This window comes from Prauserella marina, from assembly GCF_002240355.1.
In the GTDB taxonomy this organism is placed as follows: domain Bacteria; phylum Actinomycetota; class Actinomycetes; order Mycobacteriales; family Pseudonocardiaceae; genus Prauserella_A; species Prauserella_A marina.
This window is the reverse complement of record NZ_CP016353.1, coordinates 5,417,324-5,433,641: the sequence shown is the minus strand read 5'-3', so window position 1 is coordinate 5,433,641 and position 16,318 is coordinate 5,417,324. Positions and strand designations below refer to the sequence as shown.

The 16,318-nt window shown below is 67.5% G+C and carries 19 protein-coding genes; 8 read left to right on the top strand and 11 right to left on the bottom strand.

Features of this window, described 5'->3' with window-relative positions; genetic code table 11:
• Nucleotides 1-46 precede the first annotated feature (46 nt).
• From BAY61_RS25040 to BAY61_RS25030, 3 genes are all read right to left on the bottom strand, one after another.
• On the bottom strand, nt 47-1,039 hold the full coding sequence (locus BAY61_RS25040) for an LLM class flavin-dependent oxidoreductase (RefSeq protein WP_091807044.1): 993 nt from the start codon (nt 1,037-1,039) through the stop codon (nt 47-49).
• Between the two features lie 3 nt (nt 1,040-1,042).
• Nucleotides 1,043-2,194, bottom strand: a complete 1,152-nt coding sequence (locus BAY61_RS25035) for a CaiB/BaiF CoA transferase family protein (protein ID WP_091807046.1) — start codon at nt 2,192-2,194, stop codon at nt 1,043-1,045.
• A gap of 77 nt (nt 2,195-2,271) precedes the next feature.
• Entirely contained in the window at nt 2,272-2,802 is a 531-nt protein-coding gene (locus tag BAY61_RS25030; protein WP_091807048.1) for a cupin domain-containing protein, read from the bottom strand.
• Between the two features lie 161 nt (nt 2,803-2,963).
• On the opposite strand from BAY61_RS25030, the gene BAY61_RS25025 reads away from it, so the two are divergent.
• A complete protein-coding gene (locus BAY61_RS25025) occupies nt 2,964-4,199 on the top strand; it encodes a TetR/AcrR family transcriptional regulator (protein ID WP_091807049.1) in 1,236 nt (411 codons plus the stop codon).
• A gap of 40 nt (nt 4,200-4,239) precedes the next feature.
• Here BAY61_RS25025 and BAY61_RS25020 read toward each other — a convergent pair whose 3' ends face one another.
• Together BAY61_RS25020 and BAY61_RS25015 are read right to left on the bottom strand one after the other, a co-directional pair.
• Nucleotides 4,240-5,265, bottom strand: coding sequence for a DUF3558 family protein (locus BAY61_RS25020; RefSeq protein WP_091807051.1), 1,026 nt, complete (start codon nt 5,263-5,265; stop codon nt 4,240-4,242).
• A gap of 16 nt (nt 5,266-5,281) precedes the next feature.
• Nucleotides 5,282-5,482, bottom strand: a complete 201-nt coding sequence (locus BAY61_RS25015; RefSeq protein WP_091807053.1) for a hypothetical protein — start codon at nt 5,480-5,482, stop codon at nt 5,282-5,284.
• A 265-nt stretch (nt 5,483-5,747) separates the two neighbouring features.
• Here BAY61_RS25015 and BAY61_RS33685 point away from each other — a divergent pair, with 265 nt between their 5' ends.
• Entirely contained in the window at nt 5,748-7,526 is a 1,779-nt protein-coding gene (locus tag BAY61_RS33685; RefSeq protein WP_245865413.1) for an AfsR/SARP family transcriptional regulator, read from the top strand.
• A 7-nt stretch (nt 7,527-7,533) separates the two neighbouring features.
• On the opposite strand, the gene BAY61_RS25000 is transcribed toward BAY61_RS33685, so the two are convergent.
• Nucleotides 7,534-8,175, bottom strand: coding sequence for a response regulator (locus BAY61_RS25000; RefSeq protein ID WP_091807056.1), 642 nt, complete (start codon nt 8,173-8,175; stop codon nt 7,534-7,536).
• Nucleotides 8,172-9,329 (bottom strand): sensor histidine kinase, encoded by a 1,158-nt coding sequence (locus BAY61_RS24995; protein ID WP_170140222.1) that lies wholly within the window; start codon nt 9,327-9,329, stop codon nt 8,172-8,174. Before BAY61_RS24995 ends, BAY61_RS25000 begins: the two co-directional genes overlap by 4 nt.
• 168 nt (nt 9,330-9,497) lie before the next feature.
• On the opposite strand from BAY61_RS24995, the gene BAY61_RS24990 reads away from it, so the two are divergent.
• From BAY61_RS24990 to BAY61_RS24980, 3 genes are all read left to right on the top strand, one after another.
• Complete coding sequence (locus BAY61_RS24990; protein ID WP_091807060.1) at nt 9,498-9,908, top strand: hypothetical protein; 411 nt, start codon at nt 9,498-9,500, stop codon at nt 9,906-9,908.
• Nucleotides 9,909-9,978: 70 nt separating this feature from the next.
• A complete protein-coding gene (locus tag BAY61_RS24985) occupies nt 9,979-10,785 on the top strand; it encodes an alpha/beta fold hydrolase (RefSeq protein ID WP_091807061.1) in 807 nt (268 codons plus the stop codon).
• A 69-nt stretch (nt 10,786-10,854) separates the two neighbouring features.
• A complete protein-coding gene (locus tag BAY61_RS24980; RefSeq protein WP_091807063.1) occupies nt 10,855-11,643 on the top strand; it encodes a class I SAM-dependent methyltransferase in 789 nt (262 codons plus the stop codon).
• A 55-nt stretch (nt 11,644-11,698) separates the two neighbouring features.
• Here the strand turns inward: BAY61_RS24980 and BAY61_RS24975 are convergent, their stop codons facing one another.
• Both BAY61_RS24975 and BAY61_RS33395 read right to left on the bottom strand, forming a co-directional pair.
• Nucleotides 11,699-12,298: a dihydrofolate reductase family protein gene (locus BAY61_RS24975; protein WP_091807065.1), complete on the bottom strand. Its 600-nt coding sequence runs from the start codon at nt 12,296-12,298 to the stop codon at nt 11,699-11,701.
• A gap of 33 nt (nt 12,299-12,331) precedes the next feature.
• The gene (locus tag BAY61_RS33395; RefSeq protein WP_091807067.1) at nt 12,332-12,667 is read right to left on the bottom strand and encodes a hypothetical protein; all 336 of its coding nucleotides are present in this window, start codon (nt 12,665-12,667) and stop codon (nt 12,332-12,334) included.
• A gap of 274 nt (nt 12,668-12,941) precedes the next feature.
• On the opposite strand from BAY61_RS33395, the gene BAY61_RS24965 reads away from it, so the two are divergent.
• Entirely contained in the window at nt 12,942-13,472 is a 531-nt protein-coding gene (locus tag BAY61_RS24965) for a glyoxalase superfamily protein (protein WP_211323599.1), read from the top strand.
• A 199-nt stretch (nt 13,473-13,671) separates the two neighbouring features.
• A complete protein-coding gene (locus BAY61_RS24960) occupies nt 13,672-14,004 on the top strand; it encodes a maleylpyruvate isomerase N-terminal domain-containing protein (protein WP_342749589.1) in 333 nt (110 codons plus the stop codon).
• Here the strand turns inward: BAY61_RS24960 and BAY61_RS24955 are convergent.
• Both BAY61_RS24955 and BAY61_RS24950 read right to left on the bottom strand, forming a co-directional pair.
• A complete protein-coding gene (locus BAY61_RS24955; RefSeq protein ID WP_091807071.1) occupies nt 13,900-14,637 on the bottom strand; it encodes an alpha/beta fold hydrolase in 738 nt (245 codons plus the stop codon). The two genes, BAY61_RS24960 and BAY61_RS24955, sit on opposite strands and share 105 nt — an antisense overlap.
• 48 nt (nt 14,638-14,685) lie before the next feature.
• Complete coding sequence (locus BAY61_RS24950) at nt 14,686-15,432, bottom strand: LysR family substrate-binding domain-containing protein (protein ID WP_091807073.1); 747 nt, start codon at nt 15,430-15,432, stop codon at nt 14,686-14,688.
• A gap of 58 nt (nt 15,433-15,490) precedes the next feature.
• Here BAY61_RS24950 and BAY61_RS24945 point away from each other — a divergent pair, with 58 nt between their 5' ends.
• Complete coding sequence (locus tag BAY61_RS24945) at nt 15,491-15,865, top strand: DUF5997 family protein (protein ID WP_211323598.1); 375 nt, start codon at nt 15,491-15,493, stop codon at nt 15,863-15,865.
• Nucleotides 15,866-16,318 lie beyond the last annotated feature (453 nt).

Genomic DNA, 16,318 nt, shown 5'->3' with positions numbered 1-16,318 from the left:
CCGGCGGTGCCTGCTGTCGATCCGCATCAGCCCGGGCCTTTCGCCATCAGCTCGCTGTTGCCTTCTGGGGGACGAGCCGGGCGAACGCCTCCAGTTCCCGCGGGATGTCGGGACCCGCGGGCTGGTAGACGACCTCGGTGATGCCCTTCGCGGCCATGTCGTCGACGCGCGCACGCAGTTCGTCGACGGTACCGGTGAAGGTCAGCGCGGAGACGGTTTCCCTCGGAATGAGCCGGTCGTCGTGTTCGGACACCTCCATCAGGTGTCCCTTGTGGAGGGAGAGGTGCCGTTCCTCCTCCGAAAGCGACGAGATCATCTCGCCCCATTCCTTGCCGCCCGGCAGCGTGTTCAGGTCGAGACCGGCCTCGTAGTAGAGGTGGTAGATGACGACGGCGGCGTGACCGGCCGCGGCCCACACCCTGTCGGAGGTCGCCGACTCGCCATCGTCGAGCACGGTACCCATCGCCCACCGCGCCGAGTTCTGCCAGCCCTCACCGGGTTCGGTGTTGACGGTGAGCACACCGTCGGCGTGTTCCTTGGCCACGGCGAAGCCCTTGGGGCCTTCGGTCGCCATGTACACGTCGAATTCGACCGGAAGCTTCGGCAGGTAGCCGCTCGCGTGCATGAGCCGCATGGTCTTGCCCTCCCACTGCACGGGCTCACCGCGCAGCAGGGTCTTGAGCGCGGTGACGTACTCGGCGACGTCGGCCCACTTCATCGGTTTGTGCCCGAGCGCGCGCAGGCCGGTGAAGCCGGTGCCGACCCCGAGGGTGAACCTGCCGGGCGCGATCGATTCGATGGTCGCGATGGCCGATGCGGTCACCACGAGGTGGCGCAGTTTCGGTACGGCGACACCGGTGGCGAGCCCGATGCGTTCCGTGCGGTCGGCCGCGCGGGCCAGCGCGCTCCAGGCGTCGAGGCACAGCGCGGGCGAGTCGTAGACCCAGGCGCGGTGGTAGCCGAGCCGTTCGGCGAGCGCGATGTGGTCGGGTGTCTCCGCGCCGGTGTAGAACGCGCAGGAGATCTTCGGGGTGCCCATGTCTCATGTCCTTTCGTGGGTGTGCTCACCGGTTCGGGTGAGCCGGGCGATGTCGCCTTGGGACAGTCCCCAGGCCGCGAGCGCCGTTCCGTCATCGGAACCGGGTTCGGCGGGTGGCGTGGGCACGGCGGCGGGGGTTCTGCTGAACCGGGGTGCGGGGGCAGGCTGGAGTTTGCCGTCGATCTCGACGAACGTGCCCCTCGCGAGGTTGTGCGGATGGGACGGAGCGTCGTCGAGGCCGTACACGGCGGTGACACACGCCTGTTCGTTCTCGAAGAGGCCGGCCCACTCGTCGGTAGGGCGGGACCGGAATATCTCGCCGAGCTTTTTCTTCAGTTCGGGCCACCGGGCCCGCTCCCACTGTGGGTAGTCGGCGGGATCGAGTTCGAGCAGTCGCAGGAGTTCGGCGTAGAACTGGGGTTCGAGCGCTCCGACGGCGACGTGGCCGCCGTCGGAGGCCGGGTAGACCTCGTAAAAATGGGCTCCGCTGTCGAGCGTGTTGGTACCTGGTTCGCCGTCCCACTCGCCCGCGTCGCGCAGCGCGTGGAAGATCGTGGTCAGCAACGCCGTTCCCTCGACCATCGCGGCGTCGACAACCTGACCTTTGCCCGAACGCCGGGCCTCGACGAGCCCGCAGAGCACTCCGAAGGCCAGTAGCATCCCGCCGCCGCCGAAGTCGCCAACCAGGCTGAGCGGGAAGAGCGGAGTCTCCCCTTGGCGCCGGATCGCGCCGAGGGCTCCCGCCACCGCGATGTAGTTGATGTCGTGACCGGCGACCGTGGAGAGCGGGCCGGTCTGGCCGTATCCCGTCGCCCTGCCGTACACGAGCGCGGGGTTGCTCGCCAGCAGCCGGTCGGGTCCGAGGCCGAGGCGTTCGAGTACTCCGGGACGGAAGCCCTCCAGCAGGATGTCGGCTGTCTCGGTGAGGCGGAGGGCGAGTTCCGTACCCTCGGCCGTTCCGAGATCGCAGGCGACGGAGGGGCGCCCTCTGTGCAGGTGATTCCATGCGCCAGCGCCCGCGTCGGAAGCGACGCGGCGTTCAAGCCGGATTACCTGTGCACCCATGTCGGCGAGCAGCATCGCCGCGAAGGGCGCCGGTCCCATCCCGGCGAGTTCGACGACCTTGACCCCGGCCAGCGGGCCATTACCGGCCATGTTTCCACCAGCTCATGCCGAGTTCCGGCGGAGCGGGCGAGGGAACGGTCGTGGTGCGCACGTGCCGCAGCCTTTCGTCAGGGCGCTCCGCAGAGCGCGAATGCCAGCACGAACGGTTCGTCGCCTTCGTTGAACCACGCGTGCGGGTTGCCGTTCTGGATGAGGCAGTCACCCTGGTTGAGGCGGACCTCGACGTCGTCGAAGCGGAGTACGCCGTTGCCGGAGAGCACGACGATGTAGTCGACGGTCCGCGTCTCGTGTGCTCCCGGCTTGTCGGGGAACGCGAAGGTCGCGGCGGCGCCGGGAAGGCGCTCCTCCATTTCCGCCGCGGCCGCGGCGAGGTCGGCGCCTGGCTCCGGGATGTAGGTGATGCCGGGCGGCACCGTGAGGAACCCGAACCGGACGCCGGGGTGCGGGGGAAAGAACGTCGCCTTCGGGTCGCCTTCGGAGGCGTCTCCGACCGGGACCGCGACCGAGTCCAGTTCCCAGACCCGGTGGATTTCGACGCCGGGAAGCAGTGTGGCCGTTGTCGGCTCGATCGTCCCGTCGTCGAGCACCTTCGTGGTGCCTTCGCTGTCGTTACCCATGACAACCCTGCGGACCTTCATGTGTGCTTCTCGCTTCCCGAATGTGAACGGTATGTCTGAATCGGCGACGTTACGTCATTGACCGTTAACCAACATCGCTATGCCAATTGACCGGAAGTATGGCTACAGAGGCGACAACTCGTCAAGTAAGTACATGGACGTTCATCTGTTAGTCTCCGGGCGTGTCGCTGAATGGGGAATCAAAGGGGAACGAAAGCCGGTCGATCAGGGCCCGTCGGCCGAGTGACCGGCGTGAGCAGATCTCCGCGAACGCGCGCGAACTGTTCGTCGAGCGCGGGTTCCATTCGGTTCGGATGAGCGACATCGCCGAGGTCACCGGGATCACCTCGCGCGCCTTGTACCGGCACTACGCGAACAAGCAGGCGCTGCTGTCGCACGTGCTGTTCGAAGCGCAGGGCGCCTTCCTGGCCGCGCTGCCGGAGTACCCGGCCGACGCCGATCCCGGCGCCCTGCCCGCGACGCTGCACGACATGGCGAGTGCGTCGCTGGCCGAACGGGACATGGCGCGACTGTGGAGGAGGGAAGCGCGGCACATCGAAGCCGAAGGCCTGCGCGTGCTTCGCGGAAGGCTGAACGACCTCGTGTCGCGGCTCGCGAACGTGATCCGCGCGCGGCATCCCGCCCTTGCCGAGGTCGAGGTATTCGTGCGCGCGTGGGCGGTCATCGCCATCGTCAACAGCCACGAGGAGTCGGCTGGGCTGTTCGATCAGGAACAGACCGCGAGGCTGCTCGGCGCCGCCGCGCTCGCCGCCGTCGACGCCGAGCAGGCAGAGCAGGCCGAGGGGACCGCCGGCGACCCACCAGAGTCAGGACGGCGTTGGGGGTCCGTTTCGCGCAGGGAACAACTGCTCGCCATCGCGGCAGGCACATTCCGGCGCAGCGGTTTCGACGGCGCGAGCGTCGACGGCATCGCGATGGAGGCCGGTATCGCCGGTCCAGCCATCTACCGCTATTTCGAGAGCAAAACCGACATGCTCGTCGCGATCGCGGACCGGTTCCGCGAATGGGTTTCGCTGGAAACCATCAGGGCATTGCGCGCGGCCACCAGTGACACCGACGCGCTCGGCGGTCTCATCGGGGGCTACGTCAAGATCGCGGCCGAGGCCGAGGACCTGCTTTCGGTCACCGTCACCGAGGCGCACCACCTTCCCTCCGACGCGGCCGAACGGCTCGCGAGGGCGAGAACGGAGCGCTCGCAGGAGTGGGCGCATTGGGCGCGTGCCATTCGCCAGGACCGTTCGGAGGCGGCGACCCAGCTTCTCGTCAACACGGCGCAGGTGGTGGTCGACGACCTCGTCCGCACACCCCGGGTCGTACACGCCGAGGGTGCGGCCGAGGCGTTGACGAGCGTCGCGACCGCGGTGCTGCGGGACACCGATACCCGGCCACCCCGCTGAGCCGCGTCGCCTCCGGTCGCGGCGACGCGGCCGGTGCTCTCTAGCCCTGCCCGCCGACCGAGGCGACGACCGACCGCACCAGGTCGAGATCTTCCGGTCGCGGCGTGGTGAACTGAGCGACGCTGTCGGCGTAGTGGGCGAAGATCTCCACGATCTCGTCGCCGACGTTGACCCTCGCGTGCAGCGGTCCCTGTCCTTCCGGTGTTTGCGCGACCTCGACGAGAGCGCCATCGCCGATGTCCTCGTTGATCAGCTCCGGTTTCGTGGCCATCTTCGCGACCTGGTCCTCGTTCGTCACGTGGATGATCCCGAGGCTCGCCGGTCCGTTGCTGAGGTCGCAGGTGGCCCCGCCCGCATTCGATTCGAGCGTTCGCGACATGACCAGTTCGTCGCCGAGTACCCGCGCGGCGAGGTCGAGATCGATTTCCGCGCAGACACCTTCCGGTTGCCCTTCCGGGATCGCCACGTCGCCGGGAAGTTCCTCGATCGCCGACCTGACGATCGTGCCGAGCGCGGTGCCGTTCGCTTCCGGCATGGCTCCGCCGCCGGACTGGTCGTACTGGTAGCGCAGGTGCAGTCCGATGTCACCGACGATGGTCCTGAGTTCGATGAACGCGGTGGGGGAACCGTCGACTTCGAAGGCGACGACCTTCGTCGCGTCGCCGATGCTGTCGATCTCGGCCACCTCGTGCTTGTCGAACGGTGCGAAGAACCGCTCGGCGTCGGTGCCGGTGACCGTGCTCAACGTCATCCCGTTCAAGCCGGGAACGTCTTGCGGGTGGTACTGGCACAGCGCGCGGGTACTTCCGTCGTCTTGCAAGCGCGCCTCGCGAGACGTGATGTACATCGTGTCGACCCCGATCGCTTGGGCGATCGCCTCGGTTTCGACGAGAGCGCACTCGTCGAAACCGTTCTCCACTTCGTCCGGTGCGGACGGTGTGGATGGTTCGTTTTGCCCATTCGCTTGCTGGACGGGCTTTCCCGCGACGTCTTCGCCGCAGCCCGACATCGTCAACAAGGCCGCCGTTCCCAGCGCGGCGACCGCGAGTTTCGTACGTTCCCCCATGGTGTCCCCTCCGTCCTCAGGGCCGGTCCACGCCGACGCTCGGCATCTCGATGTCCGGCAGGTCCGGCAGGTCGGGAAGCGACGGCGGCGTGAGGGGAGCGGGGGGAATAGGTGGCTGCTCGTTGTCACAGGCCGAGATGGCGAAGACGGCGGCGGCTGCGCCGAGTGTCGCGACGGTCCTGCGAATCCGGCTACGACCTTGCTTGCTGGGTGTCATCGTTGTTCTCCCGCAAAGGTTCGGAAACTGGTTCACTCCCGTCGCCGCCTTCGCGGCACGAGGCATGCGCGGCCCCCTCGACGGCGCATGCCGCACCCAGGACGCTAAGCCCGCGATGGCGGGCGTGTTGTCGGGTGATCACCTGACAACACACCTGCCTGCCGGCGCGGGAGTCTGACCTCAGAGTGGCGGCTGGGCTTTTACCGGCCTTTCATCACCAGGAAAGTGCCGGTCTTGGCACCGGTTCCCGGGGGGGGGGGGAAACATGGAGTTCCGTGTTCTCGGTTCCATGACGGTGACCGAGGGCGGCAGGAGCGAGGAGGTGACCGGACGGCTGCGGCGGGTTCTGCTCGGCGTGCTGCTCGCGAGGGCGAATCGGCCCGTGCGGGCTGCCCTGCTCGCGGGCGCGCTGTGGGGTGAGGCACCGGAGCCAGGCGCCGGGCGGAAACTGCACCTGCACATTCACCGCCTGCGGGGAATGCTCGACGAGCCGGGAAGGCTGTCGTCGGTCGAGGCCGGATATCGATTGCGGGTCGCGACAGGCGAAACCGACGCCGACCGGTTCGAGGCACTTGTCGAGGAGGCGCGGCGGCTGGAACCGAAGCGGGCGATCGAGCCGCTGCGGGCGGCGCTGGCGCTGTGGAGGGGGGAACCGTTCGCCGGTATCGAGGTGCCGGAGCTGGCCGACTGGTCGCTGCGGCTCGCCGAGCGGCGGCTCGTCGCACTGGAAGCCTTGTACGAAGCCGAGTTGGCGTGCGGCCTTCACGAAGCCGTCATCGGTGAGCTGAGCAGGCTGGCAGGGGAGCACGCCCTGCGGGAACGATTCCACGGTCTGCTGATGACCGCCTTGTCCAGGGCGGGAAGGCGAGCCGAAGCGCTGGATGTCTATCGCGCCGCCAGGGAGAAGCTGGTCACCGAGCTCGGTGTCGAACCGGGAGCCGAGCTGCGCGAGCTGCATCGGCGCGTGCTGGAGGGCGACCTCGGCCCTGCGGTCGCGGGCGGCGCGGTGCCCGCCCAGCTTCCCGCCGACGTGCCATGGTTCGTCGGAAGAGCGGCGGAACTGGCCGAACTCGGCAGCTCCCCGGAGGGGGGAGTCGCGCCGGTGCTCGCGGTGGTCGGCACGGCGGGGGCTGGAAAGACCGCGCTCGCCGTGAGGTGGGCACACGCCGTCAGGGACCGGTTCCCCGACGGAGAGTTGTACGTGGACCTGCGTGGCTTCGGTCCAGGCGAACCGGTTTCGCCTGCCGACGCGCTCGCCGGGTTCCTGAGGGCACTCGGCGTCGAAAGGGCAGCGATCCCTGACGAGCTCGCGGAGCGCGCGGCCCTCTTCCGCAGCCTTGCCGACAAGCGCAGGATGCTCGTGCTGCTGGACAACGCCCACGGCTCCGGCCAGGTTCGCCCGCTGCTTCCGGCTGGGGCGGCCACCCGCACGCTGATCACCAGCAGGGACTCCCTTGGCGGGCTCGTCGCGAGGGAGGGAGCCCACCGGATCGGACTCGACCGGTTGCCGGTGCCCGACGCGCGGAGACTGTTGCGCGTGCTGCTCGGCAATCGTGCCGATGCCGAGCCGGGAGCGGTGCGGACGCTGGTGGGGCTGTGCGCGCGGCTGCCGTCGGCGTTGCGGGTCGCCGCGGAACTGATCCACGGGCGTTCAACGCGGGGCGTCGGGGACCTGGTCGACGAGCTGGCGAAGGGAAACGTGCTCGACCTGCTGGACGCGCATGGCGATCAGGACACCGCGTTTCGCACCGTGTTCTCGTGGTCCTACCGGCGGCTCGATCCCGTGGCCGCGCGTGTGTTCCGGCTGCTCGGCCGGTACCGGGAGGCCGACGAGTACGAGGTGGCCGCGACGGCCGGGATGAGCGTGAGCGCGGCCGGTCGGGTGCTCACCGTGCTGGTCCGCGCCCACCTCGTCGACCAGACGCCGAACGGGGGATATCGGCTGCACGAGCTGCTGCGCGCCTACGCGGCCGAGCTGGGGGAGGCCGACCTGGACGCCGAGGCGTCCGGCTCGCTACGGGCGTTCGACCTCGTCGCCCCGTGAGGCGGCCTCACACGAGGCCACTGCGGTGGGCGATGACGACGAGCTGCGCACGGTCGCGCGCGGCGAGCTTGTGCAGGAGCCTGCTGACGTACGTGCGCGCCGTCGCGGGGCTGATGTAGAGCCGTTCGGCGATCTCCGCGTTGTTCAGCCCTTTGCCCACCTCGGCCAGTACCTCGATCTCCCTTGGGGCAAGGTGGCTGATGCTCTCGGTGTCCGCGGCGGGGCGCGCGCTCGCCGCGCGCATGACGGTCGCCGTCACCTCGGGGGAGAGCACCGCTTTGCCGGAGGCCACGGCGCGGATCGCCTCCCTGAGGTCGTCCGGCGCGACATCCTTGAGCACATAGCCCGCCGCTCCCGCGCGCAGTGCCTCGATGACGGTGTGATCCTCGGCGAAGGTCGTCAGCACGAGCACCGAGGTGCCGGACAGCGCGGGGTCCTGCCTGATGAGCTGGGTCGCGGTGATCCCGTCGACCCCCGGCATCCTGATGTCCATCAGCACCACGTCCGGCAGGGTCGCCCTCGCGCGGGAGATCGCGGCCCCACCCTGATCCGCCTCGGCGACGATTTCGATGTCGCCGTCGTGCTCGGCGAGCGCTTTCAACCCGCTGCGCAGCAGTATCTCGTCCTCGGCGATCAGGACGCGGATCATGGGCTCTCCTCGGTCGGCAGCTCCGCGGTCACGGTGACCCCGGTAGGTTGGGACTCGACGGTGACGGTGCCGCCGACCAGCGCGGCGCGCTCCCGCATGCCGGTCATGCCGCGACCGTCCTCACCCGCCTCGCCGAGACCGGTGCCGTTGTCGGCCACGCGCAGGCGCAGCGTTCCCGCCTCGGCCGTCACCGTGATGCTCGCGCGGGTCGCGTGCGCGTGCCTGAGCACGTTGGTCACGGCTTCCTGGACGATCCGGAAAGCCGTTCCCGCGACCGGCTCGGGGACGTCGGCAGGGCCGGTCGTGATCGAGACGTCGACGTCGAGACCGGCCTGTCTCGCCGCCTCGGCCGTGTGCTCGATGCCTCGCAGCGTCACCGGGGCGTGCAAGGAGACGGCCTGGTCGGAGTGCAGCGCGGTGAGGGTGCGCCGCAGATCGGCGAGTGAGGACCCGGTGGCCGACACGACGTTGTCGAGCGCGCGCGCCACGGCCGCCTGGTCGGAGCCCAACGACTGCTGGGCCACTCGTGCCTGTACCGAGACGAGGGAAAGCGCGTGACCGACCGAGTCGTGCACGTCGCGGGCAAGGCGGAGCCGTTCGGCTTCCAGCTGCCTCGCCGCGCGTTCCTGCTGATGCTCGCGTTCCAGCAGCACCACGCGTCGTTGCTGGTCCCGAAGGTCGCGCCTGCTGCGGACAGTCAGCGCGAGCGCTATCGCGCAGCCGACGAGCGCGACGTTGGTGATCAGGTCGTAGGCCAATACCGTGCTCGGCTGCCGGTCGCCGACCCGGAAGTACAGCGAAACGCCCAGCAGCACCAGGCCCGCGACGGTGGCGACGACGACCCGGCCCCGTTCGGTCACGCTGTAGAACGCGCCCACGACGGGGACGGCCATCCCGATCGGCGGGAAGTCGAAGGCGTAGTAGCTGAACACGCCGAGAACGGACACGATCAGGACGGTGACCGGAACGATCCTGCGCAACAACAGCACCGCGCCGAACCCGGCGGCGAACAGATACGCGCCGTAATCGACGTCGAGTGTCCCCGCGGAGCCGATCGCGATGATGAGCGCGACCGCGATGGCTTGCCCAGCGGCGACGAGCACGGTGAGGACCCACGCGGGTATCTCGTCCTCCCGTGGTTCCGCCGTCGGCATCCTCGCTCCCTCGCTTCGTTTCTGATCCGCCGATTCTCCCATCAGACTCGTCCCGGTGTGTACGTCCACAAGCGACCCCGAAGGGTCGCTCTCCGCCGCAGGTCCTTCGCTGTGATTGACGAGTCGATGCGGCTGCCGGGGACGGGGCGAGAAATCTAGCGTCGAGGGATGAGTTCTGTTGCTTCGTTCCGCGGCCTGAACGTGCCTCTCGTGCTCGGTCTTTCCGCGCTTGCGCTGGTCCGGCCGCTCTTTTCGATCGTCGGCTGGAGTGACGTGCTCGGAACACCGGCGACCCCGCTGATCCTGACCGGGGGCATCACGCTGGTGTGGGTGCTCATCGTGGGGCTTTCCAAGGTGCGGGAACCGGTATGGACGCTGGTCGCGGCGGGGATCGGCTACGCGGTCATGGCCACGGCGCTCAGTGCCGTTCTTTCGCCGATCGCCAACGGCGAGCTGGAGGGGCCGCTGGCCAAACCGATGGCGATCATCCCGATGCTGCTCACCAACGCGCTGTGGGGGCTCGTCGCCGGTGGGCTCGCGCTACTGCTCCAGCGGGCCCGGGGCAACAGGCCGGAGTGAAAGCGCCGTGTTCGTCGTCTTGTGTCAATCTCGGTTGACGCCCTTCTGGGTGTCAAGCTAGGTTGACAGCATGACGCGAGACGATGGCAAGGAAGCCGTGACGATGGTCGAGGTCGGCGACTACGCGCTCCGCGTGCGGGTCGCCGGTGAAGGTCCGCCAGTGATCCTCGACTGTGGTGGCGCGGGGCAGGGCCTGGGTGCGTGGGGAACCGCCCTTGAGCAAGCATTGGCCGATCGGGCCACTGTGGTCACCTACGATCGCGCTGGGGTCGGCGGGTCCGGTGGCAGGCAAACGGGGGATGTCACCGCGATGGCCGACGATTTGCACCGGCTCGTGAACGCGATGGATCTGCCGTTGCCCGCGACGTTCGTCGGCTGGTCGTTCGGCGCGCTCGTCACCCAGGTCCATGCGGCAAGGTATCCGGACGACGTGGCAGGGCTGGTGTTCGTCGATCCGACGGTCGCGGGGACACCACCCGGTTTTGCCTTCGCCCAGCGCCTTTCCTTCGCGCTCGCGCCGAAACTGCTGCGCCTGCGGGCCGCCTTCGGAGGCGGAAACGCGCAGGCGCTGCGCGAACTGGCCGTCACGCTCGCCGGTATGCGGCAAGCCATGGCCGAGGCTGAGAAAGCGCGTGCCGAACCGGGCCTGCCGAGGGTGCCGATCCGCGTGATCACGGCGGGGAAACGCCCGAGGATGCCTCGGTCGCAGTTGGACTACCTGACCGCCGATCACCGCGCGCTGGCCGGAGAGGCCCCGCTGGGGCGGGTGGTGGTCGCCGAGAAGGCGAGTCATCAGGTCCCGTTCGAACAGCCGGAGCTCATCGCCGACGCCGTCGGCGAGCTGTTGCGCTCCACTCCACCCGAGGTGGCGGGCTAAGTTGTAGTGCCACCTCGGCACCGCTACCGAAGTGACGACATACCCGTGCCAACGACCTAGCATCGACCGATGGTGGTGCGACCGAGCGATGCGTTCGATTACGACGCCGAGCTGCGTCGGTACAACCAGCGATTCCGCGTCGCGGCGGGTGTCCGGCCGCGCGACAGGGTGCTTGACGTCGGCTGTGGCACCGGACAGGTGACGCGGGAAGCCGCACGGGTCGCAGTCGAAGGGAGCGCGCTCGGCGTCGACATATCCGAACGGATGCTCGACCAAGCACGGCTGCTCGGCGACGAGGACGTGCGCAACGTCGACTACCTGCTTGCCGACGCGCAGGTCCACCGGTTCCCTCCCTCGCGCTTCGACCTCTGCCTCAGCAGGTTCGGCGTGATGTTCTTCGCCGATCCGGTCGCCGCGTTCACCAACATCGCGCGTGCCCTTCGCCCCGGAGGGCGGCTCGTGCTGCTCATCTGGCAGGGCCGCGAACGCAACGAGTGGTCCACCGAGATTCATCGAGCGCTTGCCGGAACGGCGGCGCCATCCGTGCCGGCGCTGGGAAAGGACCCGTTCTCGCTCGCCGATCCGGCCACGACGGAAGGCATCCTCACCGCAGCCGGTTTCGAGCGGGTTCGCTTCGCCGACGTGCGCGAGCCGGTCTACTACGGGCCCGACCGCGCCGCCGCCCATTCCGCCGTGCTCAGCCTGTACGAACCGTCGTATCTGGTATCCACAATGGACACCGAAGCGGCTGAAATGGCGCACGATTGCCTCCGTGCCACGCTGGCAGCGCACGAGACCGGTGACGGCGTGTACTTCGACTCGCGGGCGTGGATCGTCTCGGCCTTTCGCGGGCGGTGACGCCCGGACGCCGAGCGTGTCCCGCGCGGCGTCCGGGATGTCGATACCGGGGCGGCTACTTCTTGACCCGGTAGCGCAGGTGTGTGACACCGGTGCCCTCGACCAGCGCGATGGGGCCTTCGAACTCCACCGGTGTCGTGGCGAGTTCGCCGAACAGCGTCTTCCCGCCGCCGAGGATGACCGGAACCAGTTCGACGCCGATCTCGTCGAGCAGTCCGGCCTCAAGGCACTGCCGGGCCATCTGCCCTCCGTTGACGACGACGTTCTTGTCCCCAGCCAGTTCTGTCGCCTTCGCCACCGCCGCTTCGATGCCGCCGGTGACGAAGACGAAGTTCTCGTCGTCCTCCGGACGGTCGGCTGGACGCTGATGGGTGAGCACGACCGTCGGCACATCCATCGGATGACGCCCTCCCCATGCGCTCGTCATGTCGTAGAGATACCGGCCGACGACCAGCGCGCCGGTGTCACCCCACTCCTGCTTGATCAGCCCGGCGCTCGCGGCCGAGGTACGGAACGACGGCACCCGGGGACTGGCCGACGGGATCTCCACGTCACCGTTGCCGTACCACTGGAACAGCAGGTCGAAGCCGCTTTCCTCCGGTCCGGCGAGATAGCCGTCCAGCGACATCGTGGCGCCAGTGGTGACCTTGCTCATCTCGTTGTCTCCTTCGTTGTCGACGGGTGTCGTTCAACGCGTCGTCCGGCAGGTCGCCTTTTCGACATCGGCTTCGAGATTTTTTCGAACAACCCGGTGAACTGCTGTCGTCGTCCTGGCGGGACGGGAGTCGTCAGGCATGCTTCGCTGCGCGCGGGTCCGGACCGGCCGGGGGCCGTGGCCGAACAGCGGCATGCCGCTGCCGAACGCGACCGGATTGCGCTTGAGTACAGGCGGTCGATCTCGTCGATCAGCAGTCTTGAGTACCGGTGCCGGGTCACCCTCCATCAGGAAGGTATCGAACCCGCCGTCCGGCGCCGTGATCTGTCCGTCGATCGAGACGACGATGTAGTAGACGAGTTCACCCACCGCTGGGATTGTGGAAGCTTCGTCAGCACGACACCATGCGAATCGGCGGGCAGACGTTGGACTCGGACATCGGGAAAACTGTCCACAGCGGACTATTTCGTTGCCGTGTAGACTGCCGTGCGGGGTTTCGATGTGACCTGCCGCCCGCGCCGTTTCAGGCATGGTGAACACATCGATGCGTGGTCACCATTCACCTTTCGAGGCACGGTGCCCCTTTCAGCAACGCGGGCACTGAGGGATCACGGCACCGGGACGGACAGGTGAATTCATGGACATGACCATCAAAGACGCCAAACGCGCCGCTCGGGTTCTGCGGGACGTCTCGATCACGTCAGGCTCGCTGAGCCTCACGCACAGCCAAGCGCTGGAAATCGTTGCCCGCCAAGCTGGATACCGGGACTGGAACACCATGTCCGCGGCACTCGACGGCGCGTCGCGGGTGGGGATCCGGAGGCCGGTTCCGGTGTTGCGCGTCCGCGACGAGGGCGTGATGCGTGACTTCTACGTCGATTACCTCGGGTTCGTATTCGAATGGGAACACCGGTTCGAAAGGGACGCGCCGCTGTACGCGCGGGTACGCAGGGACCAGATGGTCATCGACCTGTCCGAACATCACGGTGACGGGACGCCGGGCTCGGTGATCTGGGTTCCTGTCGACGATCTTCGCGGCCTGCACGGAGAACTGACCGGAAAGGCGTATCCGCGCATGCGCCCCGGCATCGACGAGCAGGCGCCCGGCGGTCCGACCATGGAGGTCATCGATCCGTACGCCAACGTCATCCGGTTTTGCGAGGTGACCGGCTGACGGGGGCCTTTCGTCGCCACGCGTAGGCCGGTAGCCGGAAAGCAGGTCCGGGAAACGACATCCGGGCCTGCTTTTCCCTGCCGTACCGGTCGTTCCCGGTGTGGCTCGCGCCGACAACTGACATCAGGAACGCAGGGAATGGTGGCCAGGCCACCCGCTTCCGATTTTCGTTCGACTCGACCTCGGTGAGTTCGGCATCATGAACGCCATGGATGATGCCGCGGCGTCCACCCCGGACACCCGAGCCCACTGGCTGGGGCCGCGCGTCGACGTCCTGCCGTTGTTCGCCCGACAGCACGATGCGTTTGTCGGCTTGCTGCGGGAGTTCACGGCCGAGGACTGGACCAGGCCCACCGTTTGCCCCGGCTGGACGGTCCACGACGTCGTCGCACACGTGCTGGCCGATCACGTCGGGCGGCTGTGTCGATCATGTACTGAGCCAGTCCCTCAACCGCTTCGCGAACCAGTCGGGTCGCTGCAGCGGGATGCCGTGTCCGCACCCACTGACGATCTCCAGTTCACTGCCCGGTAGTGCGTCGCTGAGCGATCGCGCTGACGACCGCATGAACCCGCGCTCGCGTTCTCCGGCGAGAATGAGTGCGGTGCCGGGAAAGCCGGCCCATTCCGGCGGCGCAGTGAATCGGATGTTCTCGCCGACGGCCGCGACGAGGCTCCGCTTTGAGATGAGCGCCGAGGTGCGGAGGTAGTCGTCCTTCAGGGATGCCGGTATGAACAGTTGCTTCGCCTGTAGTTTCGCGAACCATTCGTACTTCGCGAGCGGGGCGGTCGCGCCCAGCAGACCGAGCGTCAGCCCGGCCGCCCTCGTCGGTATGGCCTGCGCGCTGACGACCGCGACCCGGTCCACCAGGTCCGGGCGTTGGGTTGCGAGCAGAATCGCGAGTTGAGCGCCGAGTGAGAAACCGGCCACGGCGACCGGCTGGTCGGCTTCTTTCTCGATGATGGTGATCAGCTCTGTCAACGTGTGGTCGTGCGACACGTACGGTTCGCCGGAGCTTCGATCGTGTCCGGGAAGGTCCGGCACGATGAGGTGAAGCCCCGCCGGAAGAAGGTCCGTCGTCAGCCGCCACATCCATCCGGCCACGCCTCCGCCGTGCAGCAGCACGACGGGGCGTCCGTCTCGGTCGCCGGACAACTGCACGTACATGGTCGATGCCTCTGTTTCTTGCCGCTCGGCGTCGGAACTTCGCGGTGGTTACGAGCGGCGGCGCGGTTTCTTGCGTCGGTTGTTGTGGGAGGGGCGGGAACCCGGCTGTCGTTTCTTGCCGGTTGTGGTCCTGGCTTTCCGGTTGGCTTCCGGCTTCTTGGCTTTTTCCGATGTCGATGCCGGGGTACGTCCGCGAGTGCTGTTGGGGGTCCGGCCGCGAACGATGCCGATGAAGGTCTCGATCAAGTCAGTGGTGTCGTCTTCGAGCCAGGACAGTGCGACACGAGACTCGGGGGCCTCCGTGAGGGGCCGATAGGTGAGGTCCTTGCGGTGGTGCAGCCTGGCAAGTGATTGCGGGACGACGAGCAGCCCGATCCCCGCCGCCACCAGTTCGATGGCACCGGCCGTCGTGGCTGGCCGCATGATCGCGGGCTGACCTGGCTGCTGTTCCCAATCGAGCGTGTCGTCAAGAGGATGGAGCACGATCTCATCGGCCAGCTCTTCGGTCGAGATCACGTCGGCCGCCGCCACGAGATGGTCTTTGGGAGCAACGACGACGGTCGTCTCGGTGTAAAGGGGTATCGCGTGCAAGCCGCTGAGGTCGATGAAGGAACGCAGCAGGACCGCGTCCACGCGGCGATCTCGGACCGCCTCAGCGGCGTCGGCGGCCGACACCTGGACAAGCGTCAGGGGTACTTCGGGCATGCGTTCGTTCCAGATCCGCACCCATTTGGCCGGAGTGACCCCTGGGACGTAGCCGAGTGTGAACGATGGAGGCTCGTCTGCGCTGGGCACGTGTCCAGATTACCGGGCGTGATCGGCATGAGCGCACATGCTCGTTACCCTTGATGTCATGACGTCGCACAAGACTCCCCAGACGATGAAGCCCGTGACCGCGGCAAAGAAGCTGGGTGTGTATCTCGAAGCCACTCCTGCCCAGTTCCGGGCCGGTGTCGTCTCGCGCGACGAGCTGAATGCGCTCCAGGCGGATCCGCCAGAGTGGTTGCGGGACCTACGTCGCAACGGCCCGCACCCGCGCCCGGTCATCGCCGCGAAGCTGGGTATTTCCATCGGCGGTCTCGCCCGTGGCGGAATCACCGACCCCCTCACCACCGAACAGGTGGAGGCGTTGAAGGCGGAGAGCCCCGAATGGTTGCGGCGCGAGCGCGCCACTCAGGCCGAGGTGCGCAAAGAGGCAGCACGGCTCAAGGCCCGCGAGCGTTCCTGACGGCTGGCGCCTGTGCGCGGGGCGGTGTCCGAGCGTGTTCGCATGCGGGCACAGCGTAGCGTGCCGAGTATTTCGGGTGTCCGTAACGCGGAACCTCCGGGGGCATTTCTGGTTACGGCGGTAACGTCGCGCGAACACTTCGTGAATTCGAATGCACGCTCCGTATCGTTACCTGCTTGAAACCCCATTCCGGAATGCGCTCCATAACTTCCACGGTGCGCTCCGGCAACCCCGGGGTTCGTGAACATGATCACATTTTAAATGATAATCCATGGGCTAACGTTTGCGCTGTGGAACGGATATGGTCGGGAATGAGACCAGATCGCAAATGAAGTCCGGTTCGCCGGCTCTTGTTTGGTCGATTTGCGAACGACTATTTAAATCTGTCCTGAATTCGAGATTCGTGCTCGAAGATGTGCGGTGAGTCGAAATCCTGTGCAGGTCGAGTATCGA